Source organism: Saltatorellus ferox, assembly GCA_007751475.1.
Lineage (GTDB): Bacteria > Planctomycetota > UBA1135 > UBA1135.
On sequence record CP036434.1, the window covers coordinates 3,229,620 to 3,253,206 of the forward strand.

At 67.1% G+C, this 23,587-nt stretch carries 12 protein-coding genes and 1 tRNA gene; 12 read left to right on the forward strand and 1 reads right to left on the reverse strand.

The annotated features are described in order from the left end of the window. Nucleotides 1-157: 157 nt before the first annotated feature. From rpoD to Poly30_RS11525, 4 genes are all read left to right on the forward strand, one after another. On the forward strand, nt 158-1,891 hold the full coding sequence (gene rpoD / locus Poly30_RS11510) for an RNA polymerase sigma factor RpoD (protein WP_145197364.1): 1,734 nt from the start codon (nt 158-160) through the stop codon (nt 1,889-1,891). A 247-nt stretch (nt 1,892-2,138) separates the two neighbouring features. Next, complete coding sequence (locus Poly30_RS11515; protein WP_145197366.1) at nt 2,139-2,846, forward strand: zinc ribbon domain-containing protein; 708 nt, start codon at nt 2,139-2,141, stop codon at nt 2,844-2,846. Nucleotides 2,847-3,474: 628 nt separating this feature from the next. Next, entirely contained in the window at nt 3,475-4,179 is a 705-nt protein-coding gene (locus tag Poly30_RS11520) for a sigma-70 family RNA polymerase sigma factor (RefSeq protein WP_145197368.1), read from the forward strand. Further along, nucleotides 4,176-8,096, forward strand: a complete 3,921-nt coding sequence (locus tag Poly30_RS11525) for a WD40 repeat domain-containing serine/threonine protein kinase (RefSeq protein ID WP_145197370.1) — start codon at nt 4,176-4,178, stop codon at nt 8,094-8,096. The genes Poly30_RS11520 and Poly30_RS11525 overlap by 4 nt, the downstream gene beginning before the upstream one ends. Here Poly30_RS11525 and mnmL read toward each other — a convergent pair. Further along, entirely contained in the window at nt 8,053-9,024 is a 972-nt protein-coding gene (gene mnmL / locus Poly30_RS11530) for a tRNA modification radical SAM protein MnmL/YtqA (protein WP_419191267.1), read from the reverse strand. The two genes, Poly30_RS11525 and mnmL, sit on opposite strands and share 44 nt — an antisense overlap. 97 nt (nt 9,025-9,121) lie before the next feature. Between mnmL and selB the strand changes: the two genes are divergently transcribed. The 8 genes from selB (at nt 9,122) to Poly30_RS11575 (ending at nt 23,565) form a co-directional block, all read left to right on the forward strand. Continuing rightward, the gene (selB, locus tag Poly30_RS11535) at nt 9,122-11,035 is read left to right on the forward strand and encodes a selenocysteine-specific translation elongation factor (protein WP_419191268.1); all 1,914 of its coding nucleotides are present in this window, start codon (nt 9,122-9,124) and stop codon (nt 11,033-11,035) included. 189 nt (nt 11,036-11,224) lie between these two features. Next, nucleotides 11,225-13,765 carry a hypothetical protein gene (locus Poly30_RS11540; protein WP_145197376.1) on the forward strand — a complete coding sequence of 847 codons (2,541 nt, stop codon included), beginning with the start codon at nt 11,225-11,227 and terminating at the stop codon, nt 13,763-13,765. A 202-nt stretch (nt 13,766-13,967) separates the two neighbouring features. Next, nucleotides 13,968-15,632, forward strand: coding sequence for a HEAT repeat domain-containing protein (locus Poly30_RS11545; RefSeq protein ID WP_419191269.1), 1,665 nt, complete (start codon nt 13,968-13,970; stop codon nt 15,630-15,632). Between the two features lie 1,441 nt (nt 15,633-17,073). After that, nucleotides 17,074-17,150, forward strand: a tRNA-Pro gene (locus Poly30_RS11555). Between the two features lie 570 nt (nt 17,151-17,720). Next, the gene (gene rho, locus Poly30_RS11560) at nt 17,721-19,823 is read left to right on the forward strand and encodes a transcription termination factor Rho (protein WP_145197382.1); all 2,103 of its coding nucleotides are present in this window, start codon (nt 17,721-17,723) and stop codon (nt 19,821-19,823) included. Between the two features lie 105 nt (nt 19,824-19,928). Beyond that, nucleotides 19,929-20,939, forward strand: a complete 1,011-nt coding sequence (locus Poly30_RS11565) for an ABC transporter ATP-binding protein (protein WP_419191270.1) — start codon at nt 19,929-19,931, stop codon at nt 20,937-20,939. Further along, nucleotides 20,939-21,694: an ABC transporter permease gene (locus Poly30_RS11570; protein ID WP_145197386.1), complete on the forward strand. Its 756-nt coding sequence runs from the start codon at nt 20,939-20,941 to the stop codon at nt 21,692-21,694. Before Poly30_RS11565 ends, Poly30_RS11570 begins: the two co-directional genes overlap by 1 nt. A gap of 2 nt (nt 21,695-21,696) precedes the next feature. Beyond that, the gene (locus tag Poly30_RS11575; protein ID WP_145197388.1) at nt 21,697-23,565 is read left to right on the forward strand and encodes a Gldg family protein; all 1,869 of its coding nucleotides are present in this window, start codon (nt 21,697-21,699) and stop codon (nt 23,563-23,565) included. The last annotated feature ends 22 nt before the right edge of the window (nt 23,566-23,587 follow it).

The following is a 23,587-nucleotide window of genomic DNA, read 5'->3' on the forward strand; positions in this document are numbered from 1 at the left end:
GTTCCAGAGCTGGTTCCTGATCGAAATTTTCGGACAGGGCCCTCGGCCAGTTCTCCCATCTCGGTAGGCCCGCGAAATTGACCGCCTGGCGGCGGTCCATTCGTCGTCTACCCCTGACCGTTCCGTCCCCCAGCGGCACGGCCAACACCCATTCAATATGACCGACAAGATCGACCAGACGATCAAGCTCCTCGTTGACGAGGGGCGCCGCAAGGGTTTCCTGACCTATGCGGGCATGGCCAAGCTGATGGAGGACCAGTTCCTCCCCCCGGACAAGATGGACCAGGTGTTCATCGGTCTGGAAGATGCAGGCATCGATGTCGTGGATGACAACGACGCCGAGGTGGGGGAAGTTCTCGTCACCTCCAAGGCCGGTGGGACGACCCAGCCCCAGACGGTCAAGGCCGTCGAGGCCGTGAAGTCCGTGCTCGCCGAGAAGATCGACGACCCTGTGCGGATGTACCTGACGCAGATGGGCGAGATTCCGCTCCTCACGCGGCCCCAGGAGATCTTCCTCGCGAAGTCGATCGAGATCACCCGCAAGCGCTTCCGCAAGAAGTGCATGGGCTCGGGCGTCTGTACGGACGTTTCCATGGCGACGCTTCACGAGGTGCTCGCGGGCAACCTCGCGTTCGATCGGACGCTCAAGGTCAACCCGAACCCGAAGCCGGACGATGATCCCAAGATCGTCGAGACGCTCGGCAAGTCCTTCCTCGCCAAGCGCCTCCCCATCAACGTCGCCACGATCGAGCGCCTCATGGCGCGGATTCGCGAGGAGTACAAGCCGCTTCTGGACCGTAGCCTCGCCGGTGAGGAGCGTTCCAAGGTCCTGGCCCAGGTTCAGAACACGCGCCGCAAGCTCGTGATCCTGATGGAGGAGTGCCACCTGCAGATCAAGAAGGTGCGCCCCTACATCGAAGTCCTCGAGGATCACTACCGCGAGATGCGGTCGGTCGAGCGCAAGCTCGAGCAGTTCGACAAGGCAGGGAAGAACGATTCGGAGGGAGCCGCCGAGCTTCGTCAGCGCCTTCTCGACCTCGAACTCACGGCACTGGAGCCGATCGACCAGCTCAAGAAGCGACTCGATCACGTTCGTCTGCATTACGCCGAGTACGAAGAGGCCAAGCGCCAGCTCTCCAGCGGTAACCTTCGTCTCGTGGTCTCCATCGCCAAGAAGTACCGCAACCGCGGTCTTTCCTTCCTGGACCTCATCCAGGAAGGCAACACCGGCCTCATGAAGGCCGTGGAGAAGTACGAGTACCGTCGCGGGTACAAGTTCTCGACCTACGCCACCTGGTGGATTCGCCAGGCCATCACCCGCTCGATCGCGGACCAGGCACGGACCATCCGTATCCCGGTGCACATGATCGAGACGATGAGCAAGCTCCGGAACGTCACGAAGAAGCTCGTCCAGGCGAAGGGCCGCGAGCCGAGCGTCGAGGAAGTGGCCGAGGCGACCGGGATCACGGTCGAGGAGGCGAAGCGGGTCATGAAGATCAGCAAGCACCCGATCAGCCTGGATCGCCCCATCGGCGAGTCGGATGACAGCTACTTCGGTGACTTCATCGAGGACGAGTCGGCCGAGAGCCCGCTCCAGGCCGCTGGCCAGGAGATGCTCAAGGAGCGCATCGACGATGTGCTTTCGACCCTGACCTTCCGCGAGCGTGAGATCATCAAGCTCCGCTACGGGATCGGCGACGGCTACACCTACACCCTCGAGGAGGTGGGGCGGATCTTCCGAGTCACCCGCGAGCGCGTGCGTCAGATCGAGGCCAAGGCAGTCCGCAAGCTGCGTCACCCGGTTCGGGCGCGCCAGCTGGCGAGCTTCCTGGACGGGATTCAGATCCCGGACGATGCCGAGTACGAGCTGACGGGCGGCAAGTTCGAGTAGACGCCGCTCCGTGCTGGCCAGAGCGTGAGCCGCTGGCCAGCCGGCGGACCTGGATCGGGCGCGTCCTCCCCCCCGAGGGGAGGACGCGCCCGATCGTCGTTCTTCGAAGCCGTCCGGGGGCCGCTCCGGCCGGTTTTTCGGAGGTGAGACCATTCCTGGGGCCGCGCGGGTACGCCCGGGCAACCCCGCCCTGTATGCTGGACGGCGGCTCCCGCCACGTCCTGCCATCAGACCCAACCCATTCTCGATGAACCCCGTTCTCAGCGCACTCCTCGGTCTCCAAGAGATCGATCGTCAGATCTTCAAGGTCGAATCCGAGCTCGAACGCCTTCCCAAGGAAGAGCAGCAGCGGAGCGAGGAGCTCGGGAAACTTCGCGAAAGACTGGCGGGCAAGCAGCAGGAAGTGGCGAGTCTGAGGGCGGAGATCAAGGACATCGAGCACACGACCGTGGGCCTGCGCCAGCGACTCAAGAAGCTCGAATCGGAGTCGTCGAACGGCACGGCCGACGCCGCCCTCATCGCGAGCTATCAGCACGAGATGCGCAACATCAAGCGCAACGTCAGCGGCGCCGAGGACGATGGTCTGAAGCGGCTCGGGCGGGCCGAGATGATCGATGAGGAGATCGCCGCGCTCCAGCAGAAGCTGGCGGAGGACGAGGCGGTCTTCGCCGAGTTCCAGAAGAACGTCGCCGAGGAGACGAAGGCGGCCGAGGGCAAGCTCGCGGATCTGCACAAGGAGCGCCTCACGAAGTCGTCGGACGGCATCTCGGCCAACGAGCTGGACATTTACCGCGGTCTCCTGAAAACGCGCGAAGGAGAAGCCCTGGCCGAGCTGGGGGATGGCCTTTGCGAAGGATGCTTCGTCAACCTCCCGAAGAACATCGTGGTGCGCCTGGCGCGGGGGACAGAACTCGTCCAGTGCCCCTCCTGCGACCGCATTCTGTTCACCTATTGAGCGGTGCCCGATGGGACATCCACGCGGGATGATCGCGCGTTGATCTCCCATCGCCGGGCGGATCGGGTGAGCTGGTGCGGTCGGAACGCTCCACGCAGGGGGATACACCGCGCTTCCGTGGAGATGGAGAAGTTCTCACGGAATTGCAGACGATGACGCGGAGCGTTCGCAGTTGAAGGACCAGCGGACTTTCCACGCCCATGCTTCCCCCGTCGACGCCCCCGAGCCCAGCCCCCGATCATCGATCGGGCGATCCGTCGGGTGACCGTTCAGCTCAGTCCGGGGAGGCATCCTTCGGCCGTCGCCCCACGCCGGAGCCTGCGCGAAACCGTAGGCTCGTGATCCTGGTGGAGGCGTTCCTTAGGCAGGTCCGCCGCGGAGGTAGCCTCGATCCGGAGCCTTTTCTTGCCTCGGCGGAGGAACTCCGGGGGGAACTGGAGCCCTTGCTGCTCGGCGTGCTCCGCCTGGAAAGGATCTCCGAAGGATTCGATGCCGCCAGGCTGAACCGCCAGAGGAGCGACCCCGAGCCAGGTGCCGATGGGGCGGCCGGTCTCCGTGGTGTCCCTGATCGGTAGTCCGGGAGGATGGGATCCTGGTCAGATGCGTCCCGGCGGGCTACCGTGCACCGGTGGACGACGCGGAAGTAGAGGCGGTTCTCTCGAATGCCGTCAGGGAACGCTCGGGCGCCTTCGAGGTGGTGACACCCGTTCTCGAGTCGTACCGCGCTCGCATCGAGCGCATGGTGAGGCTCCGGATGGACCACCGCGTGGCGGGGCGACTGAGCGTTTCCGATGTGATGCAGGACGCGTACGTGGAGATCGTACGGCGCCTCCCGGCCTACCTCGATGAGCCCACCACTGGATCCCCGGAGGGGCGCTCGCGAATGCCCTTCTTCCTGTGGGTTCGCTTTCTGGCGGGCCAGGCACTTCTCCAGGCCCATCGCAAGCATCTGGGAACCGAGGCCAGGGACGCGGCTCGCGACGTGCCCCTTGGCGGGCCTCTCCACGGCGGGGGAGCGCCCGAAGCGAGTTCGTTCATGCTCGCCCACGCGCTCGTGGAGAGCGGGATCTCACCCTCGGGCGTCGCCATCCGTCAGGAAGAGCGGGAGGCCCTGGACGAGGCACTCGCGAACCTCAGCACCGAGGATCGCGAGATCCTGTTCATGCGTCACTTCGAGCAGCTCTCCAACAAGGAGATCGCGGCCATTCTCGGCCTGACGGCGGGCGGTGCCAGCCTCCGACATCTGAAGGCTCTGGGTCGGCTGCAGGCGGCGCTCTCGCGCGCGGGCCTCACCTTCGAGATCGGCCGGCTCAACGGTCCCGACGCGCCGTGACCGACTTCCATCGCGATACCAGCAGCTCCCTCCGCGATGCCCACGAGCTGGAGCTCGCTCGCCTCGTCGAAGCCTTCGAAGAGGCGCGGCAGCTCGATCCATCAGGCGTGACCATCGGGTCCTGGATGGCGCGGCATCCGCAGTATGCGCGAGAACTCGGCGAGCTCCTCCCCGGCCTGCTGCTCATGCAGTCCCTGGGCAGTGAGTCCTCCGAGGCCGCCGCTCGGCGTGAGCTGCAAGAGCAGCTCCCTGACGCGATCGGGGAGTTTCGGATCCTTCGGCGGCTCGGACGCGGCGGGATGGGCATCGTTTACCTGGCGGAGCAGGCCTCGCTCAGGAGGCAGGTGGCCCTCAAGGTGCTCCCCTCGAATCTGGAGCTGGACCGAGGCTTCGTGGAGCGGTTTCAGCGCGAGGCCCGCGCGGCGGCGCGGCTCCTGCACCCGCACATCGTGCCGGTGTACGGGGCAGGCCAGGTCGACGGGCTTCACTACTTCGCGATGCGCTACGTCGACGGATCCTCGCTGGAAGAGAGATTGCGCGAACTCCGCTGCGCCGCGTCGTCCGAGGGCGCGCGTACCGCGGATTCGCCGCGCAAGGCGCCGCGCGGCATGGGGGTGCTCGAGTCGGTCCGAATCGCCTCCGAGGTGGCGAGCGCTCTCGCCCACGCCCACGCGGGCGGTGTTCTCCACCGTGATATCAAGCCTGGCAACGTTCTCCTCGACGGGGAAGGTTGCGCCTGGGTGACCGACTTCGGGCTCTGCCGCGTCGAGGACGCGGGTCACCTCACGAGCGATGGCGCCATTCTCGGAACCCTGCGCTACATGGCCCCCGAGCAGATCGACGGTGCTGCGGACGAGAGGAGCGACGTCTACGGCGTCGGCCTGCTGCTCTTCGAACTCCTCACGCTGCGACCCGCCTACGATTCCGTGAAGCGTGGAAAGGTCGTCCACGACGTCCTGCACGCGCCGCTGCCCAGGCTGCGGCGCCTTCGCCCCGACGTTCCGCGCGAGCTGGAGACCATCGTGCAGAAGGCGGCCGCCAAGCTTCCCCAGGAGCGCTACGGGAGCGCGGCCGCCCTTCATCGCGACCTGGAAGCGTTCTTGAACCACAGGCCCATCCACGCGCGGCCGCCGAGCACGCTGTATCTCGCGCGGCTCTTCGTCAGCCGTCATCGCCTGGCGACGGCCGTCGCCGCGGTGGCGGTCTGCCTTCTGGGATTGATCGGCGCCCTCTACGTGCGCGATCTGCGCGCGAGCCAGGCGACGAGCCAACGGCGCGCCTACGCGGGTGACCTCGCGGCCGCGGAGGCCGCCCTGAGGGAGGGAGCCACCCGGCGCGCCAGGTTCCACCTCGATCAGGCGCCGGTCGCGCTTCGATCGTGGGAGTGGGCCCATCTCGATGCGCGGATCGACCAGGCACTCGGATCCGTTCAGCTATCGACGGGCGTGCTGGATGAGATCGCCCTTCGCCCGGACGGTCGGATGGTGGCCGTGGCGTCGAACGAGGGGATCAGCCTCGTCTCTCTGCCGGGCCTCGAACCGAAGGCGCTCATTCGTTGCGGTGTGACGCACGGACTGGCCTGGGACGCGGAGGGCGAGCGACTGGTCGCTGCGCTGGAGAGCGGACACCTGCATCTCTATGGGCCCGGCGAGCTATCGGCCCATGATCTCTTGAGGTCGAGCCGAGTTCCCCAGGATCGACGCCGGGATCCTGTCGAAGTTCTCGTCGTCGGCGACCGGGCCGTGGTCGGAACCAACGAGGGGAACCTCCTGGAGTGGGACCTGCTCTCGGGAACGCTGACCCATCTCGACGATCTGGCGAGCTCCATCATCGCAGTCGAGGCGGTGCGTGATGATGTCGACGCTTCGGCCACCTCGGCGTCCACCGATTCGACCGCTTTCTGGGCCGCGTCGATCGACGGCGATCTCGTGGAATATCGAGGGCGCGCGCGAAGCCGCGTCTTCAGGCTGAAAACGGGCTCTCACCAGATCCAAGGCGTCGAGATCGATGCCTCCGGCAAGGGCGTTCTGATCACCCAGGAAGGCGCCGTTCGCGGATTCCTGCTACCGAAACCCGGTGAGGTCTCGGCATCGCCGGTCTCCTCGGCCTCGCCGGTCGCCACGTACGTCATCGACTGGCTGGGCGAGAGGCTGGCGGGTCTGGCCGTGAATGGGGAGCTGGCAGCCGCGGTCGGGGTGGACAAGCTTCTCCACCTCGTCGACCTTCAGAGCGGGGGCGAGGTCCGCGCTCTCAGCGGCAGTCCCCATCCCCTGACCGACGTCGACTTCGTCGCGGGGACGCGCATGGTGCTGACGTCGGGCGAGGACGGCTGGCTGCGGGCGTTCGATCGAGTCGTCGCCGGCGGGGGCATCGCTCTCCGGGGCCACGTGAACGACGTCAACTCCCTGGCGTTCAGTCCAGACGGACGTCGGCTGGTCACCGGAGGCCGGGACGGTGTGGTCATCGTCTGGGATCTCGAGCGAGGTGAGCCACTCGAGGTGTTCACCGACCCTGTGTCCCTGGTCTCGGCGGTGGGATTCGTCGGCCCGGCGGGGTCCGAGTCGATCTTTGCGGGCACGGAGGGTGGGCACTACTTCCTCTGGCATCCGCCTGAGGACGGTGATCCGAACGGACAGCGTCGACCCGCGTACGGCAACGCCGGGGCGCGCGTCCAGTGCGCGGCTCGCGAGGATCGGGCCGGGGCTCTCTTCGTGGCCACTTCGAACGGAGTCCAGCGAATCACGGTGGACGCGCCGCGTTCCGCGGGCGGATCTGCGGCGCCTGGCGAGGTCACGTCGTCCCTGCATCTCGCCGCGGGTGAAGAGATCACCGGAATCGATTTCGCCGGTGATCGCCTCGTCTGTGTCACGCAGCCGGGGCAGGTGCTGACGTTCGACCCGATCACGGGCGAGCTCCTCGGCCAGTTCGACTCGGGCTTTCGATCGCTGAGCAGTCAGCTCTCGATGACCGGCGAGCGCGGCCACGAGCGCGGGGTCTTCGTGACCGTGAATCGGGAGGTGGTGATCTTCGACCTCGCGACCGAGACGACCCGCGTGCTGTTCGCCAGTCGCGCGAAGGACGGAGCGCTCGGCGAACTCGCGATGGCGGCGGCGTGGACTCGCGGAGGAGAGCGTGTGCTCGTCACGACCCGCAACGGACTCCTGAGCGTCTGGGATCCCCTCAAGGCAGAGCATCTGGTGGACCTGCGCGGCCACGAGTACTGGGCGATGCGAGTTCAGTGTTGTTTGGCCACCGGCTGGATCGTTTCCCTCTCGTCCTACGCGGGCGTCCGCGTCTGGAACACGGATCGCACGAGGGACTGGGCGGAGCGACTCGGACGCTCCGTTCCGCTCCGGTCGGCGGAGCTTCGCGCGCAAGCCGTCGAGACCGTCTCGCGTGCTGCCGTTCTGGACAAGATTCGCGATCAGCTCACCCGAGTTCCCGGGAAGATCCCCGGACGTGACTGGATGCTCGTGGCGTCGCTCTATCGCTCGCGTCTCGGGGACATCCGCGCCGAGGCGCTCTATTCGATCGCGCGGGCTCGATTCGACCGCAGTTCCGAGACGCTCGCGCGGCTCGAGGCCTGCCTCGAGGACCTGTCGAACGATGCGCAGTATGCTCCGCTCTTGCAGAGCACCATCGCCGGACTCTGGGACGTGGACTGCTGGCGCGGGGCGATGCGGGCGCGCGCGGCGGCGGGGGAGGTGGGGCTCCGCGGTGGCCCCCCAGCTCCCAGGCAAGCGGTCCATCGAACCCTGCTCCTGCACGCACCGTTCGTCCTGGTCACGCCGCTCTGGACGCGAGTGAGTACCCTGCGCACCTGGTTCGGCGCCAGGAGGCTGTCGGTATCGACGCCCGTTTCGGAGGGGCTCCTTACCGGCCTGCCAGCGATCCTTGCTCGGTTCCGCGGGCGCTGAGTTCGGCCGCCAGGCGCTCCCGGATCGCGTTCTTCGGCACGTTCCAGATCGGAGCGAGAAGCTTGTCGTCCGGGGAGTCCCCCGTGATCCGATGCAGAACCTGGTCGGGGCCGATTCGTTCGACGAAGTCGGCGAGCCAGTCGACGTACTCGTCGGCGGTCTGAACCTGGAGCGTACCGCAGCGCCATTGATGCGCCATCTGGGTCTTCTTCAGCACCATGAGGTGGTGGACCTTGACGCCGTCGAGGCCCGCTTCCCGAAGGGCGTTCGCGGTGGCTCTGGCTCCCTCACGTCCGTCACCGGGCAGGCCGAGGATGGCGTGCCCGACCGTCACGAGCCCGGCCTGCCGAGCACGGGTGGCCGCGTCCTCGAACTCGGTGAGCGTGTGCAGTCGATTGATGTCCAAAAGGACCGCATCGCTGGCCGATTCGAGCCCGAGTTCCAGCCAGACGTCGGTCTCCGCCGCGAGTTCCTCCAGCGCGCGGAGTGACTCGTCCGGCACACAATCGGGGCGCGTGGCGACCGCGACCGCGACGATGGGACCGCCTGCGCTCGCCAGATGAGGCCGGAACACGTCGAGGACCTCCCGGAACCGCGCCGCGTCCACGTAGGTGTTGGTGTAGCTCTGCAGGTAGGCGATCACGCCCGGTTCGACCGCCTTCTCGAGGCCCCGGCGCCTGCGGCGAGCCACGCGCTTCAGGCCGATGCCGAGCTGCTCGGTCAGCCCATCTCCCGCCTTGAGAGCCCCGGTCCCGGACCCCTCGACGTCGCAGTAGGTGCAGCCGCCGAAGCCCTTGGTTCCATCGCGGTTGGGGCAGGTGGAGCCTGCGTCGAGGGCGACGCGGTAGACCGCGCGACCGTATCGCTCCTTGAGCCAGGGCTTGAGCGTTCGGAAAGGAAGCGGCAAAGGTGCTGGGGCGGGCTCCATACCGAGGATGATACGGGCTGTTACCATCCCCCGCGCAGCTTTGGCCCGGCATCGGACCAGCTGGATCCCGTTCGGAAGCCCCAAGCCACATCCCCCTTTGGAGATTCAGCCCATCGTGATCGGCACCGCCGGTCACATCGACCACGGCAAGTCCACGCTCGTCCAGGCCCTGACCGGTACCGACCCGGATCGGTGGGCCGAGGAGAAGGCGCGCGGAATGACGATCGACCTCGGCTTCGCCCGGATGGATCTCCCCGACGGTCGCCGCGTGGGCATCGTGGACGTTCCGGGCCACGAGCGCTTCATCCGCAACATGGTGGCGGGCGCGACGGGCATCGACCTCGTGATCCTCGTGGTCGCGGCCGACGACGGCGTGATGCCGCAAACGCGGGAGCATCTATCGATCATGCAGATGCTCGGCGTGAAGCGCGGCTTCGTCGCGCTCACCAAGGTGGATATCGTCGATCCCGACATGGCGGATCTCGCCGAAGAGGACGTTCGTGAGACCGTGGAGGGGACCTTCCTGGAGGGCGCGCCGATCGTCCACGTGTCGGCGATCCAGGGGACCGGGATGGAGGAGCTCAAGGGGCTTCTCATGTCGATGGCCGCGGAGGCGGAGCCGCGCCAGGCCGAGGGCGTGTTTCGGATGCCGGTGCAGCGCGTGTTCAGCGCGCGCGGCTTCGGGACCATCCTGACCGGGATCCCGGTCAGCGGTGTGCTGTCCGTGGGTGAAATGGTCGAGGTGCTCCCGAGCGGACAGAGGGGCAAGGTGCGCGGGATTCAGGCGTACCACGAGAGTTCGGACACCGCGCGCGCGGGGCACTCGACCGCGCTCAACATCTCGGACATCGATCACCACGAGGTGCACCGCGGGGACGTCGTCGCGACGCCTGGCTTCTTCAAGCCGCAGTCGATGGTCGGCGCGCAGCTTCTGGCGCTCGAGGGACTGCCGCTTCCGATCGTGGACCGAATGCAGGTGCGCGTGCACACCGGCACGACCGACGCGATCGGCGAGATGGTCCTGCTCGACGCGGAGGAGCTCGCGGGCGGCCAGGAAGGCCTCGTTCAGTTTCGGATGGAAACACCGCTCGTCTGCGCACCTGGAGACCGCTTCGTGCTCCGACTGGCGTCCCCTGCGATGACCCTCGGCGGGGGCGTGATCCTGGAGGAGAGCCGCTACCGACTCAAGCGCTTCAAGACCTTCATCATCGATGAACTCCAGCGGCAGGCGGCCAGCCTTGGCTCCACCGCCGCGCTTCTCGAAGCGCTGCTCGTGAGGTCGCCGGAACGCTGGGCCTCCCTCGAGGACATGGCGCTCGGGATCAAACGACCGCGGCAGGAAACGGAGGAGCTTCTCCGCGAGCTGCAGTCGGAGGGGAAGGTCGCGGATCTGGGCAAGTCGAAGTGGATCCACGCGGAGACGCTGGATCTGTGCCTGACGGAGCTGAACGAGAGCCTCGCCGGATGGTTCGCGGAGCACCCGTTGCGAGGCCGGATGGATATCCGTGACCTGCGGGCGCGCCTCAAGCTCGATCCTGCGCTGATCGGCGTGCTGCTGGATCGGGAGGCTGCCGAAGGGCGCGTGGTCCTCTCGACCGGTGGCTTCGTCGCGCTCGCCGGGCGGGAAGTCACCCTCGATCCCGAGGTAGCGAAGCTGAGGGACGGCGTGCTCGCGGCGCTGCGCGAGGCGCGGTTTCAGCCGCCCAGCCCGGGCGAGCTCGCGACGGCCCTGGGGGTGCCGCGGCCGTCCGTGGATACCGTGCTGAAGCTCGGCGTGGATGAAGGGCAGGTGACGCACATCGGCGCGGAGCTCTATCTGTCTGGAGAGGTGGTGGAGGAGGCACGTCGGGCGGTGATCGCCAACTGCCAGGTCCACGGGCACCTGGAGATCCCGGATCTGCGGGATGCGCTCGGAACGACCCGGAAGTTCCTGATCCCCATCCTGGAGCAGTTCGATACCGAGGGACTCACCTTGAGACAGGCGGGCCGACGGGTGCTGAAGAAGAAGTAGGGGGAGGAAGGGCGCCAGTGCGCCCTTTGCGGGTCCCAACGAGGGACGTTCGTGCTCCGGGAACGGAATCTGACGGTGGATTCGGGCGCTTGGCTGCGGATGGGCCTCCCCGGAGGTCGATCTCCGACTTGGTTCCCAGTAGAGGGTCGGCTCCCGCGGCATGTGCAGCGGCAGGGCGCGCTCCTCGGCATGACCCACCCGCCCAAGATGTCTGACGTTCCGATGCATCCCCAGCCGCCGTCCAATGAAGACGGATACTTCGGCCGCCCCGAGCCCGACTTCGACGCCCAGAGCCTGGATGGGGGTATGGAGCCGGATGAGAACTCATGGTTGCTCGACAAGGAAAGTGATTCCGAAGCCGCGGAGTTTCCGAGCCAGCGGGAATCGTCCTTCGAGGAGGTCCACGCGCTGCCGGGTGAGTTCGGCGAGCGCGATGAGCCGATCGAAGCCTGGCTCGAGGGCGGTGGGGATGACCAGGAGCACCGAGACCCCATCGAGGGGGTCATCGAGGGGCTCGTGACCGGCGACCCGTCGCTCGGTGCTTCCTTCGTGGAGCCCGAGGCCACGTCCAAGGCTGTCTCCCGCGCGCTGGTTCCTGCGGGTGTCGCTCTGCTCGTTTCTTTCAGCGGCATCGCCGTCTGGGCGTTCGTCAAGAAGCCCGTGACGAACCATGGTGGCGTCGACCTCCAGGTCGCAGCGCCCGACGTGGTGGACGTCATGGAAGGCAACAACGTGGAACTCGTCCTGCCCCCGGGCGCCGAGGCCACCGCGTCGAGTGCGCGGGTCAGCTACCAGCGGGACGGATCGAGCAAGGTGGTCGGAGCCACACCCGGGAAGGAGACCGGGCCCAGCGCCACGGTGGTGAGCCCGCGTGAACCGGGCGAGCTCCCTCTGAACGGCCAGGCGGGCAAGATCGAGAGCCAGAAAGATCAGCGCCCGAGCTTCTCGGCCTTCGGGTCCGGTATGGCTCAGGCGGTCACTCCCAAGGATACGCTGGAGGTCGAGACGACGGACGAGGAGTTCGATGCCGTCGCGATGACCGCGGCTCGGGAATTCGACGAAGCGATCGATCCAGAGGTGGTGAAGGACGTGCTCGATGCGTTCGGCAACCTCGAGGACGACATGTTCTTGCCCCAGAGCTTCCTCGACTCCTACGTGCTCAGCATCGATCCGATCGACGACATCGCGACGATTTACGGCGATGTCGACACGCGGGACGAGGTCGATTCGTTTGCGGATCTCGGGGTCTCGCGCTCGGGTTGGTTCGCCAACCAGGGCTTCGGCGACGTTCGTCCCGTTCAGTGGGAGGGCCCCGGTGCTGGGGGTCAGCTCGCGGAGGCAGAGGAGTTCGAGGCCCAGTTCGAGTTCTTCCTGCCGTTCGGTATGTTCGAGGACGAGACGCTGGCCTCGGTCGAGGTCGGGCCTGATGCGTCGGTGACGGCCGAGTCGGTCACGGCCGAGGACACCGAGTTCCAGGAAGCTCCGACGGAGCTCTCGATGGAGGTCCCGATGGAGGTCCCGATGGAGCTGGCCATGGAACCGGTCGAGGAGCCGGTCGAGGAGCCTACGCTCGAAGGCGAAGACACGATGGCCCAGGACCTGCTCGACCTCGCTGCTCTCTTCGAGAGCGAGGAGACGGAGCGGAGCGAAGAGCAGGGCATGGAAGAGTCCGCTGCTCCGGAAGAAGCTCCCGCAGAAGTCGCGGCAGCCGAAGTCGCTCCGGAGCCCGAAGTGGTCGCCGAGGAAGTTGCGGAGGTCACGGAGGTCACGGAGGTCGCGGAGGTCACGGAGGTCGCGGAAGTCGCGGAAGTCGCGGAACTCGTGGCCGAAGCGGAGTCCGAAGAGGACACCGAGCTCGACCTGGCGGCGGCGCACGCACGACTCGACGCCATGTTCGGCCCGGTGCATGTACCCGACGAGACCGTGGCACAGCCATCCGCCGAGCCCGTCGCAGAGGAGCTCGTCGCCGTCACGGTCGAGGTGCCGGTCGAAGTGTCTGTCGATCCGGAAGTCGAGGCCGTGCCTGAAATGAGCGACGTCTATCCCGCTCCGACCGAGGTCGCCGTGGAGGGCCCGATCGACGTTCTCACGGTCGCCGTGGAGATCGTCGAGGAGCCCGCGGTCGAGGTGGCGGTGGAGCCCGTCGTCGAGGTGCCCGTGGAGACCGCGGTTGCCCAGGCCGAGCCGAGGGTCACCGAGCCGGAAACCGTGGAAGTGCTCGACAGCCTCGCGGGTAACGCGCCCTCCGGACGTCGCAAGAGCGCGCTCAAGCGTCAGGATGATGCCAATGTCTGGAAGAACCGGACGGTTCCGAAGAGCAAGCTGCAGGGAGACGAGTTCGTTCTGACCCCCAACGTCGGCAACGTGCGCGTGATCTTCGACGGGGGCGAGTCGGTCGACGGTCGCCTCCACGGAGTGGGCGATCAGAAGATCGTGCTCGATACGAAACTCGGGCGCATGACGCTCGATTCCCGCCGCGCGGAGCGGATCGACCGTCTCGGCGGTGGAAGAAGAACCGAGCTTCGTTCGCCCAGTGATTCGATGGATAGCACCAAGGGGCTCGATCGGGTGAAGGTCCGGGCGGCTGGCGGTGTGTTCTACGGGCACCTGGTCTCGCAGACGGACGAGAAGGTCACGCTGCTCCTGGACGGCGGCGTCCGGGTGACGCTCGACAGCACGAGCGTCGAGCTGGCGACCGCGCGCCGCGCGACTTCCCGGATGCGGCGCTAGCCCGAACCTGCGGACTCGAAGAGACGCCGCTCTCCCCCGATCCATGGGGGAGGGCGGCGTCGCTCGTTTCCCCCGGGAGTCGTCCGGCGGCTCAAAGCGTGAAGAGAACCTGTATCTCGACTACACTGAGGGCCTACAGAGGCCCTCGACCCCCCCCCTCTGTCTCGCTCTCGACGTTCCCAGGACTACCCGAATCGTCTTCATGGCTCACCCCGCGCTCCTAGCTCTCGCCGTCACGCTGTTCTCCCTGGCTCCGGCGGGGCCATCTCGATCGGCTGCCGTACCCAATGCTTACGTGTCGGCGCCCGGGGGCAGCGTTTCCTCTTCGGCGCTCCGCGGCAGCGTTTACTCTTCGGCGCTCGGCGGCAGCGTTTACTCTTCGGCGCCCGGCGCCAGGGGCGCGGCGGACGACACGGTCCGGGACTTCAAGAAGTACTTCCGCAAGCTGAAGGATTCGGCCTCGCGCCAAGAGGCTGTGCTCACTCTTCTCGACGTGGAGGCGCCGGATGTCGTGGACGCGCTCGTGCCGCTTCTCGGGGACAAGGACCCCGAGGTGGCGCGTGCCGCTGCGCGCGTTCTTTCCAGCTTCAAGGAGCGTCCGCCGATCGATCGATTGATCGCGGCGTTCGAGGAAGAGAAGAAGGATGATGTTCGCATCGGGCTTTTGCAGGCCATGCGAGACGGCGGCTACAAGGGGCTCGGGGAGGTCGTGGTCGAGAGCCTTCAGGACCGGAACTGGGCGATCCGTCGCCTGTGCGTGCTGGCGCTCGCCGCGGGGGGGGATCCGGCGGTGGCCCCGTCGATCGCGCCGCTTGCCGAAGACGAGGAGCCGGCCGTTCGCTGCGCCGTGATCGATGGACTCGCTTCTCTCAAGGCGAAGGACGAGGCGCTGGCCGCTGCGCGCGCCCACCTCGCCGACGAGGTCTGGCAGGTCCGAGCTTCCGCGATCAGCGCGCTCGGCAGCGTCCGCGATCGTGATTCGATTCCGCTCCTGATCGAGCGCCTTGGACTTGAAGAAGGCCGCCTCATCTCGGACGTGGGCGAGTCGCTCGACAACCTGACAGGCCGAACCTTCGGGACGCGGCTCAAGCAGTGGCAGTCTTTTTGGGAGGCCTATGGGGATCGCTACCAGATCCCGAGTGACGAGGAGCTGGCGAAGCTGCGCGCGACCCAGGCGGAGCGCAGGAAGACGTACGGTGCTGGCGGGGGGACGTCGTTCCACGGCGTCGAAACGCCCAGCCGTTCGCTCCTCTTCGTGATCGATGTTTCGGGTTCGATGGAGGACCTGGTGGTGGAGAAGGAGCGTTTCGAGGGCGCGAACTACCCTTCATGGGCGCGGATGGACATCGTGAAGACGGAGCTCGCGTCGACGATCGAGAGTCTCGAGCCGCACGTGAACTTCGGCATCATTGCCTTTGCCACGAAGACCAAGCGCTGGAAGAAAACGCTGGTGCCTGCGAACGTCATCAACAAGGAGAGCGCGCTGGATTTCGTGAAGCGCCTGGAGCCGCTGGGTGGAAACAGTAAGGCGGACCTGGCGGAGGTGGGCCTCGGTGCAGCGGCGAACCTCGGTGCGGGAAAAACCAACACCTACGGTGCGCTCAGCCTCGCCTTGGGCCTGGAGGATGGCGGTAGCCACGTGAAGCAGGACTATCTCGGGGAAGTGGACACGATCTTCTTCCTCTCCGATGGCCGCCCCACCCATGGAAAGTACATCGAGCCGAAGGAGATCGGCGAGCGGATCACGGAGGCCAACGCGCTCCGGAAGGTCGTCCTCCATACGATTGCGATCGGCAACTTCGACAAGTCGTTCATGAAGGGGCTCGCTGAGAACAATGGGGGCGTGTTCGTGGACCTGGGCAAGTAGTTGAGGGCGCAGGTGTTAGCCTGAAGCCTTCAGTCCGAGATCCGAGATCCGAGATCCGGGGGCGTCCCACGCGTCCGCCAGGACGCCCGGGCCAGGCTCGGCCCCGCCAGGGGCTGAGCGGCCCGCGCGAGGCTTGCCCTCGCGGCCCGTGCGGCGAGCACGCCTGCGCGGCGAGCGCGCCCGTCCGGCGAGGACGCCCGCCCGGCGAGGGCGCCTGCGCGGCGAGCGCACAGCGGTGCAACCGCTATTTCGCCGTCAGGCGAAATGCCAGAGATACTGCGCGCTGTTGCAGCGATAGGACGGCTCGGCATTCGATGCCTTGGTCGCAGTCCTGCCCGCTGCAGGTCTCCCGACACCGACTGCCTGCCGTTCGCGCGAAGCGCCGAACGCGTGGGCTGAGGCTTCCCGATATCGGCTGGTGGGCTGGCCGCTGACCGGTGCCCCTGCCGATCTCCCGACGCAGGTCTCCCGGTACAGACTGCCTGCCGTTCGCGCGAAGCGTCGAACGCGTGGGCTGAGGCTTCCCGATATCGGCTGGAGCGCTCGCCCGCATGGGCGAGCTGGGCAGTTGTCGGACTTGCCTCTCAGACCTCAGACCTCAGACCTCAGACCTCAGACCTCAGACCTCAGACCTCAGACCTCAGACCTCAGACCTCAGACCTCAGACCTCAGACCCGCCGAGCTCGCCCTTGCGGGCGAGCGCTCCAGCGGGCAGCCCACCAGCCGATATCGGGAAGCCTCAGCCCACGCGTTCGGCGCTTCGCGCGAACGGCAGGCAGTCGATGTCGAGAAGACTGTGTCGGGAGATCGGCAGGGGTACCGGTCAGCGGGCAGCCCAACAGCCGATATCGGGAAGCCTCAGCCCACGCGTTCGGCGCTTCGCGCGAACGGCAGGTAGTCGATGTCGAGAAGACTGTGTCGGGAGATCGGCAGGGGTACCGGTCAGCGGGCAGGCCACCAGCCGATATCGGGAAGCCTCAGCCCACGCGTTCGGCGCTTCGCGCGAACGGCAGGCAGTCGGTGTCGGGAGATCTCCAGCGGGCAGGACTGCGACCAAGGCATCGAATGCCGAACCGCACGATCGTTGTAACAGCGCGCAGTATCTCTGGCATTTCGCCTGACGGCGAAATAGCGATTGCATCGCTTGGCGCTCGCCGCGCAGGCGTCCTCGCCGGACGGGCGCGCTCGCCGCGCAGGCGCCCTCGCCGGGCGGGCGTGCTCGCCGCACGGGCCGCGAGGGCAAGCCTCGCGCGGGCGGCTCGGGCCCCTGCGGGGGCCGAGCGAGGCCCGGGCGTCCTGCGGACGCAGTGAGCGGCTGGGGCTGCGGCTGCGGCTGTGGCTGGGGCTGCGCCTTGAGCCAGGGCCGCGCGACAAGTGCCCAACCCTTTGTTTCTTTCCCGTTGACTCCTGCCCCTTGGACCACTAAATTCCTCGCCCCAGTCGGGGTGTGGCTCAGCTTGGTAGAGCGCTGCGTTCGGGACGCAGAGGTCGGAGGTTCGAATCCTCTCACCCCGACCATCCAGCACTTGGTGTGTGGCTTTGGCCGCCGGCAAGTGCTGGATGTTTTTTTTTGGGGGTTCGAGTGGGGACGAATAGGGGTCCCAGAAGGCGGTTTCGGATGCCGCAAGGCCCGACCAGGGGCTTCCCGCCTCAGATTTGGCAGAGGTTGGCCGGGCATCTGCTTGCATCATGCCCCCGGCCCGCCCAGACTGACCCCATCGCGGCTCGCCCCTTTCAGAGTGCCGCCGCGATCCAGATCGGATCCTGGGCTCGGGCCAACCCTGGCCGCACTCCCCGACTGGCGCCCCCTCGCGAGGCATCTTGTGCTCCTCGTCGCGACGCGTTGAACTGCCCAAATCCTTGGCCAGTCATGCCCCCTGCGGGCGATCGTGGACCGACCTGGTGCCCTCGGACCTCCGAAACGCTTCCTCTGTTCCCGGTCACTGACGACCAGGTACCCGGGCGGCGCTCGCTTTCGCGGAATCGACTCCGCGCTCGTTCCCGCGTCCTGCAAGGCAGGACGGGGTCCCCTGGTGCGTCCCGTGACGCCCGGACCACGGACCCTTCGTTGTCTCTATCTCGACTCCCGTGACCGCGAAAGACACCAAGAGCCTCGGTGACCACCAGGCCGCTCTCCCCTTTGGAGCGCTGCCGGATTCCGAGTCCGATGCCCCCTCCGGCACGCGGAAGAAAGCCACGCGCAAGAAGGCGACGGCGAAGAAGGCCACGACCAAGAAGCCAGCTGCGAAGAAAAAGGCAGTTCGGAAGAAGGCTGCGTCCTCTTCCCCGGAAGTCGAAAGCGACGGGCCCGCGGGCGAAGTCGAGGCCGCGAAGCCCGTTCGGGAGAAGGTCGCGAAGAAAGCCGTACGCAAGACGGCTGCCTCCAGGAAGGCCGACGAGCCCGCGCCAGTCGCCAGCGCACCCGAGACGACCAAGGCGGAATCGAACGAGGTGACGGACGCCCCGCCCGCGCGCAGAACTCGCCGGAAGCCGGTCGACGAGGCCCCCGCTGAATCGACCTCGGACGCTCGTCCGGAACGCGACGCCGAGGCGTCGCAGGAACGCGCCGACTCCGACTCGAGCGGCGATGAAGAAGGCGGACGCAAGCGTCGTCGAACCCGGAGAGGACGCCGCCGACGCAACCGCGACGGCGAAGAAGGTCAGGACGATCGCTCGGACGCCAAAGGTGCGGCCGGATCCGCGCAGAACGGCGGCGCGCCGCAGCGGCGCGAGACCTCCGAAGATCCCGCTGGAGACTCTGCTGGCGACGGCGCTCCGCGCGAGGGCTTCCAGCGTGACGGTGAGGACTCCGACCGTCCGAAACGCCGTCGTCGTCGCAGGCGCGGTCGCAAGGGTGCGCAGGAGGACGGAGGTGACCGCGAAGGGGGTCAGCAAGCCGCTCCGCCGAAAGACGGCACCCAGCACAGGAAAGAACGGCCCGCTCGACAGCGCCAGCGCGGAGAGCGCGACGCTCGCCGCGATGCCCGCCGTGACTCCCACGGGGAACCTCACCGCGACGCCCATCGGGACGGCAAGGGGGGGGGCTCGGACGGCAGCTCGGAGAACGCCGCGCGTCCTACCCACGGTGAGGGCATGTTCCTCCTCGACAAGGGCAACGTCTCCGTTCTCCGCAAGCTCGAGAACCAGTGGCTTCCGTCCAAGGACGACGTGTACGTCCCGAAGAAGCTGGTCGACAAGTACAAGCTCCACGACGGGATGTACCTGAAGGGGCCGCTCGGTCGCGGGTTCAAGCATCGCTTCCAGCTCGAGAACGTCGACGAGATCGACGGGCAGCCGCCCGCCTTCTGGAAGAACAAGCCGATCTTCAAGAACCTCACCAGCATCGACCCGGACTTCCATTACTCCGTGGGCGACGTGACCGACGACGTCTCCATGCGAATGGTCGACCTCTTGAGTCCGATCGGCCGCGGCCAGCGCGGCCTGCTCGTGGCGCCGCCGCGCAGCGGCAAGACCACGCTGATGCGCCAGTTCGCGGCGGGCATCGAGAAGGGCTACCCGGACGTCAAGCTCATGGTGCTGCTCATCGACGAACGTCCCGAAGAAGCCACGGACTGGCAGCGCAGCGTGACGACCGGCCAGGTCTTCGCGTCGACGGCCGACGAAAGCGCCAAGCACCACATCCAGCTGGCCGAGGTCGTGTGGAAGCGCGCGATGCGGATGGTGGAGATGGGGGACGACGTGATCATCCTTCTGGACTCGATCACGCGCCTCGCTCGCGCCTACAACAACCAGTCGGGCGGATCGGGCCGGACGATGTCGGGCGGCCTCGACAGCCGCGCGATGGAGCGTCCGCGGAAGATCTTCGGCTCGGCGCGGAACACCGTCGAAGCGGGCAGCCTGACGATTCTCGGCACCACGCTCGTGGATACCGGGAGCCGGATGGACCAGCTCGTCTTCGAGGAATTCAAGGGCACCGGCAACATGGAGCTGGTACTGAACCGGAAGCTCGCCGACCGCAGGATCTTCCCCGCGATCGACATCGAGCGCACGGGAACCCGCAAGGAAGAGAAACTCGTCGGCCTCCGCAGGCTAAAGCTGATCCACGTCCTCAGGCGCGTGCTCTCGCGCATGCACTTCACCGAAGCCGCCGATCTCCTGATCACCCGACTCAGCGATGTCTCTCGAACCGACGAGTTCCTCGAGCGATTCACCGTCGATCCCGAGGCCTGATCCTCCAGCTGATTCTCCTTCAGGTTCCACTGCCGGCTCCCACTCAGGCTCCCCCTCCTGCTTCCTCGGGGGCCCGAGAAGCCCAGGCGCCCGATGACATCCGCCATGATTCAGGCAGCCATGATCCAGGCCGAGGGGCTCTCCAAGTCCTTCGGCTCCGTTCGCGCCGTTCGCCAGGTCTCCTTCGAGGTCGCCCGCGGCGAACTCGTGGGCTTTCTGGGGCCGAACGGCGCCGGGAAGTCCACGACGATGAAGATGCTGACGGGGTCGCTCCTTCCTGACGAAGGGCGTGCCACCGTCGCCGGCGTACCACTCGACGGGCGCTCGATCGGCGCCCGTGCGGCCGTCGGCTACCTGCCGGAACACACGCCGCTCTATCGCGAGATGCGCGTCCATCGCTACCTCGACTTCGTCGGTCAGGTCCATGGGATGGGCCGCCGCAAGCGCCGCGACGCCTTCGATCGCGTCGTCGACGCGTGCGATCTGGAGGGCTACACGGACCGGCGGATTCACACGCTCTCCAAGGGCTACCGTCAGCGCGTCGGCCTCGCCCAGGCGCTCTTCGCCGACCCCGAGGTGCTGATCCTCGACGAACCCACGAGCGGTCTCGATCCCGGCGAGATCGTACGGATCCGCGACCTCGTCGTGCGGCTCGCCCGCTCGAAGACGATCATGCTGTCGACCCATGTGCTGCCCGAGGTCGAGGAGGTCTGCCATCGAGTGGTCATCATCGCGGGCGGCCAGCTCGTGGCCGACGGCGCCATCGGCGACCTCAGCGAAGGCCTCGCGGCGGCGATCTCCGTCACGGTGGTCGCAGAGGAGGCCGAGCTGCTGCGACTTCTCGGGGATCTTCCCGGCGCGTCTCGCCCGCGCATCGTCGCCCGCGGCGACGCCGGGCGCCTGCGCGCGATGATCGAGGTGGAGGACCGCTTCGAGGTCGCTGCGCGCGCATCGCGAACGCTTCACGATCGCGGCTTCGAGATCCTCGAGCTGCGTCACGAGGTGCCAACCCTGGAACGGGTCTTCCTGGAGAGGACGCGCATGCTGGGTTCTGCCACGGTCGACCCGGATGAAACCTCGCCCGGGCGCACTGAGAACACCGAGGTGACGGTCTGATGGGCGGCTTCCGCGTACTTCCGTTCGCGCGCCGAGAGCTGCGAAGCGCCTTCGAATCGCCCGTCGCGTACGTCGCGATCGCGCTCTTCGTGATCGTGCTCCCTGCGCTCTTCTTCTTCCTGGGCTATCCCGTGGGGCGCGTGCCGCTCCCCGGGCTCTGGGAAGGCGGGCAGGCGAGCCTCATCGTGCTCTTCCACTGGCTTCCGCTGCTTCTCGCGCTGGTGGTCCCCGCGCTGACGATGGGGGCGTGGTCCGAGGAGCGTCGCTCGGGAACCGAGGAGCTGCTGCTCACCTATCCCGTGCGCACCGGTGCCGTCGTGCTGGGCAAGTTCCTGGGCGCATGGGTGCTGACCTGCCTCATGGTCCTCCTCGCCGTCATGAGCGCCGCGATCACGGTCGATCAGATCGGCGAGCTCGACTGGAATACCGTCTGGGTCGGGCTCTTCGGCTCCGCTTTCCTCGTGGCGGCCTACGTCGCCATCAGCCAGTTCATGTCCTCGCTCAGCGGCGAGCAGCTGGTCGCCTTCCTCATCAGCTCACTGCTCCTCGGGCTCTTCTGGGCGCTGCCGCTCTTCGTCAGGATCTTTCCGGGTGGAGCCGCCTCGTTCCTCGAGGCCGCCAGCCCGACGTCCCATTTCCTCGGTGGGGCCGCCCGCGGCGTGATCGACGTCCGGGACCTCATCTACTTCGCACTCGTGACCGTGCTGGGACTCGTCGCCGGCACGCTCAGCATCGAACGCAGGCGGTGGCGCTAGCCATGGTGGATCTCGAACCTGTGGAACTCGAACCCGGACTGGCTCACCCGAGCAAGCGTGCGCTTCGCTGGAACGCCGCGCTGACCATCGTTCTGCTCGCTCTGATCGCGCTCTTCGCGAATCTCCTGGCCGACCGGCACCTGCGCATCCGCGCCGATCTTTCGGAGGATGGCCTGAACTCGATGTCGGACGCGACGAAGAGCATCGTCGCTCGCATCGAAGATCGCGTCACCGTTCGACTCTTCGTCACGGAAGACGTCGAGGACGGCCAGCTCGCGCTCAGGGGCGCGCGGATTCGAGGCCAGCTCGAGGAGATCCTTCAGCTTCGACCGGAGGCGTTCGAGCTACAAACCCTGGACCCGACCCGCTCCTCCGAAGCGCGGCGCAACGCCGACGATTCGGGCTTCCGCCCGATGCGCGCCCAGGCGGCTGCGCTCGAAGGCGGCGGAAGCGGTGAGCCCGTCTGGCTCTCCCTCGAGCTGGCGTACCGCGGCCGCACGGAGCGCATTCCGGCCCCGCGCCCCTTCGAGTTCGAGACCCAGTTTGCGTCGGCTCTGCACGGACTTCTCGCCGATCGCAAACCCGGGATCGGATGGATCGGAGCGGCGATCGAACCTTCCCCGACCCAGGATCAGAACAAGGCCCGGATCGCCGAGGCAAGCCCGACCTATCGCTACCTGCGGAGCACCCTGGAGCGGCGGAGCCATTTCACCGTTCTGGAGGGACTGGAGACGGGACGCGCCGTCCCTGACGATATTGACGTCGTCTTCGTCGTTCGGCCCTCGGGTCTGCCGGAGCGAACGGTGTACGAGATCGATCAGTTCGTCCAGCGGGGAGGCCGTTTGATCGTCTGCATCGACGATCCGGACTACAACGTGCTCGTGGGCAATGCCACCTACAGCGAGGAGGACCTCAAGACGAGCGCCTTCGGGAAGCTTCTTCGGGGGTGGGGAATCGAGGTCCTGACCTCGAAGCACATCTGGGACGGCAAGTGGAAGTCGACGCGCGCCGCCTGGACCGGCCAGGCCATCGTGGCGGTGCATTCGCCGCTTCTGATCACGGTTCCTGACGAGGGACTCTCCGACGACCTATCGCCGACCCGTGGCGTCGAGCGAGTGCAGTTCGCCTGGGCCCATCCGATCGTTCCGGCGGAGCTCAGGCCTGTTCCGGATGGGATCAAGCGGGAAGACCTCGCCTGGAGCTCCGACGATTCGCGTCTGGACGAGATTCTGCTTCAGCTGGGCACGGACTCGCGCGAGCTGCGCAATCGCATGACGTACCTGCGGCAGAAGCCGAGCGCTCGGCACGTCATCGGCGCCGTGTTCGGCGGGCTCTTCCCGAGCCCCTGGAAGGAAGCGGCGCCGCCGCCGGTCATCGGCCGCGACGGAAGGCCTTCGTCGAGCGAGGGACCCGTCTCCACCAGCGTGGGGCCACGTAGCACGAGCCAGGTGGTCGTCTTCGGCGACGCGGACTGGCTCCGGGATCCGTGGGCTCCGCAGGGGGAAGTGCTCGCTCCTTTCAGTGCTTCGGGTGGCGTGGTGCTCGCCGAGAACCTGATCGACTGGCTCACGCTGGACGAGGAACTGATCGGGCTTCGCTCACGGGCCCCGAAGCCGCGCCCGCTGCGGGACTTCTTGACGGAGGAGATGCAGAAGGCCGGCGTGTTCGAGCGTGATCCGTTCGAGACCGCGTACGAGCAGGGTATGCGGGACCAGAAGTCCGATCGTGCGCGCCAGCTGGCGCGGGGCAAGCAGTGGCTGACCATGCTCCTGCCAGCGGGGGGCGCGCTCCTCGTCCTGGGGCTCTTCGGCGCGGCCTGGAACCTGACCCAGCGATCACGGAAGACCCGGGCAGCCGGAGAGAAACGGTGAGCACGATGCCGCAGTCCCATCC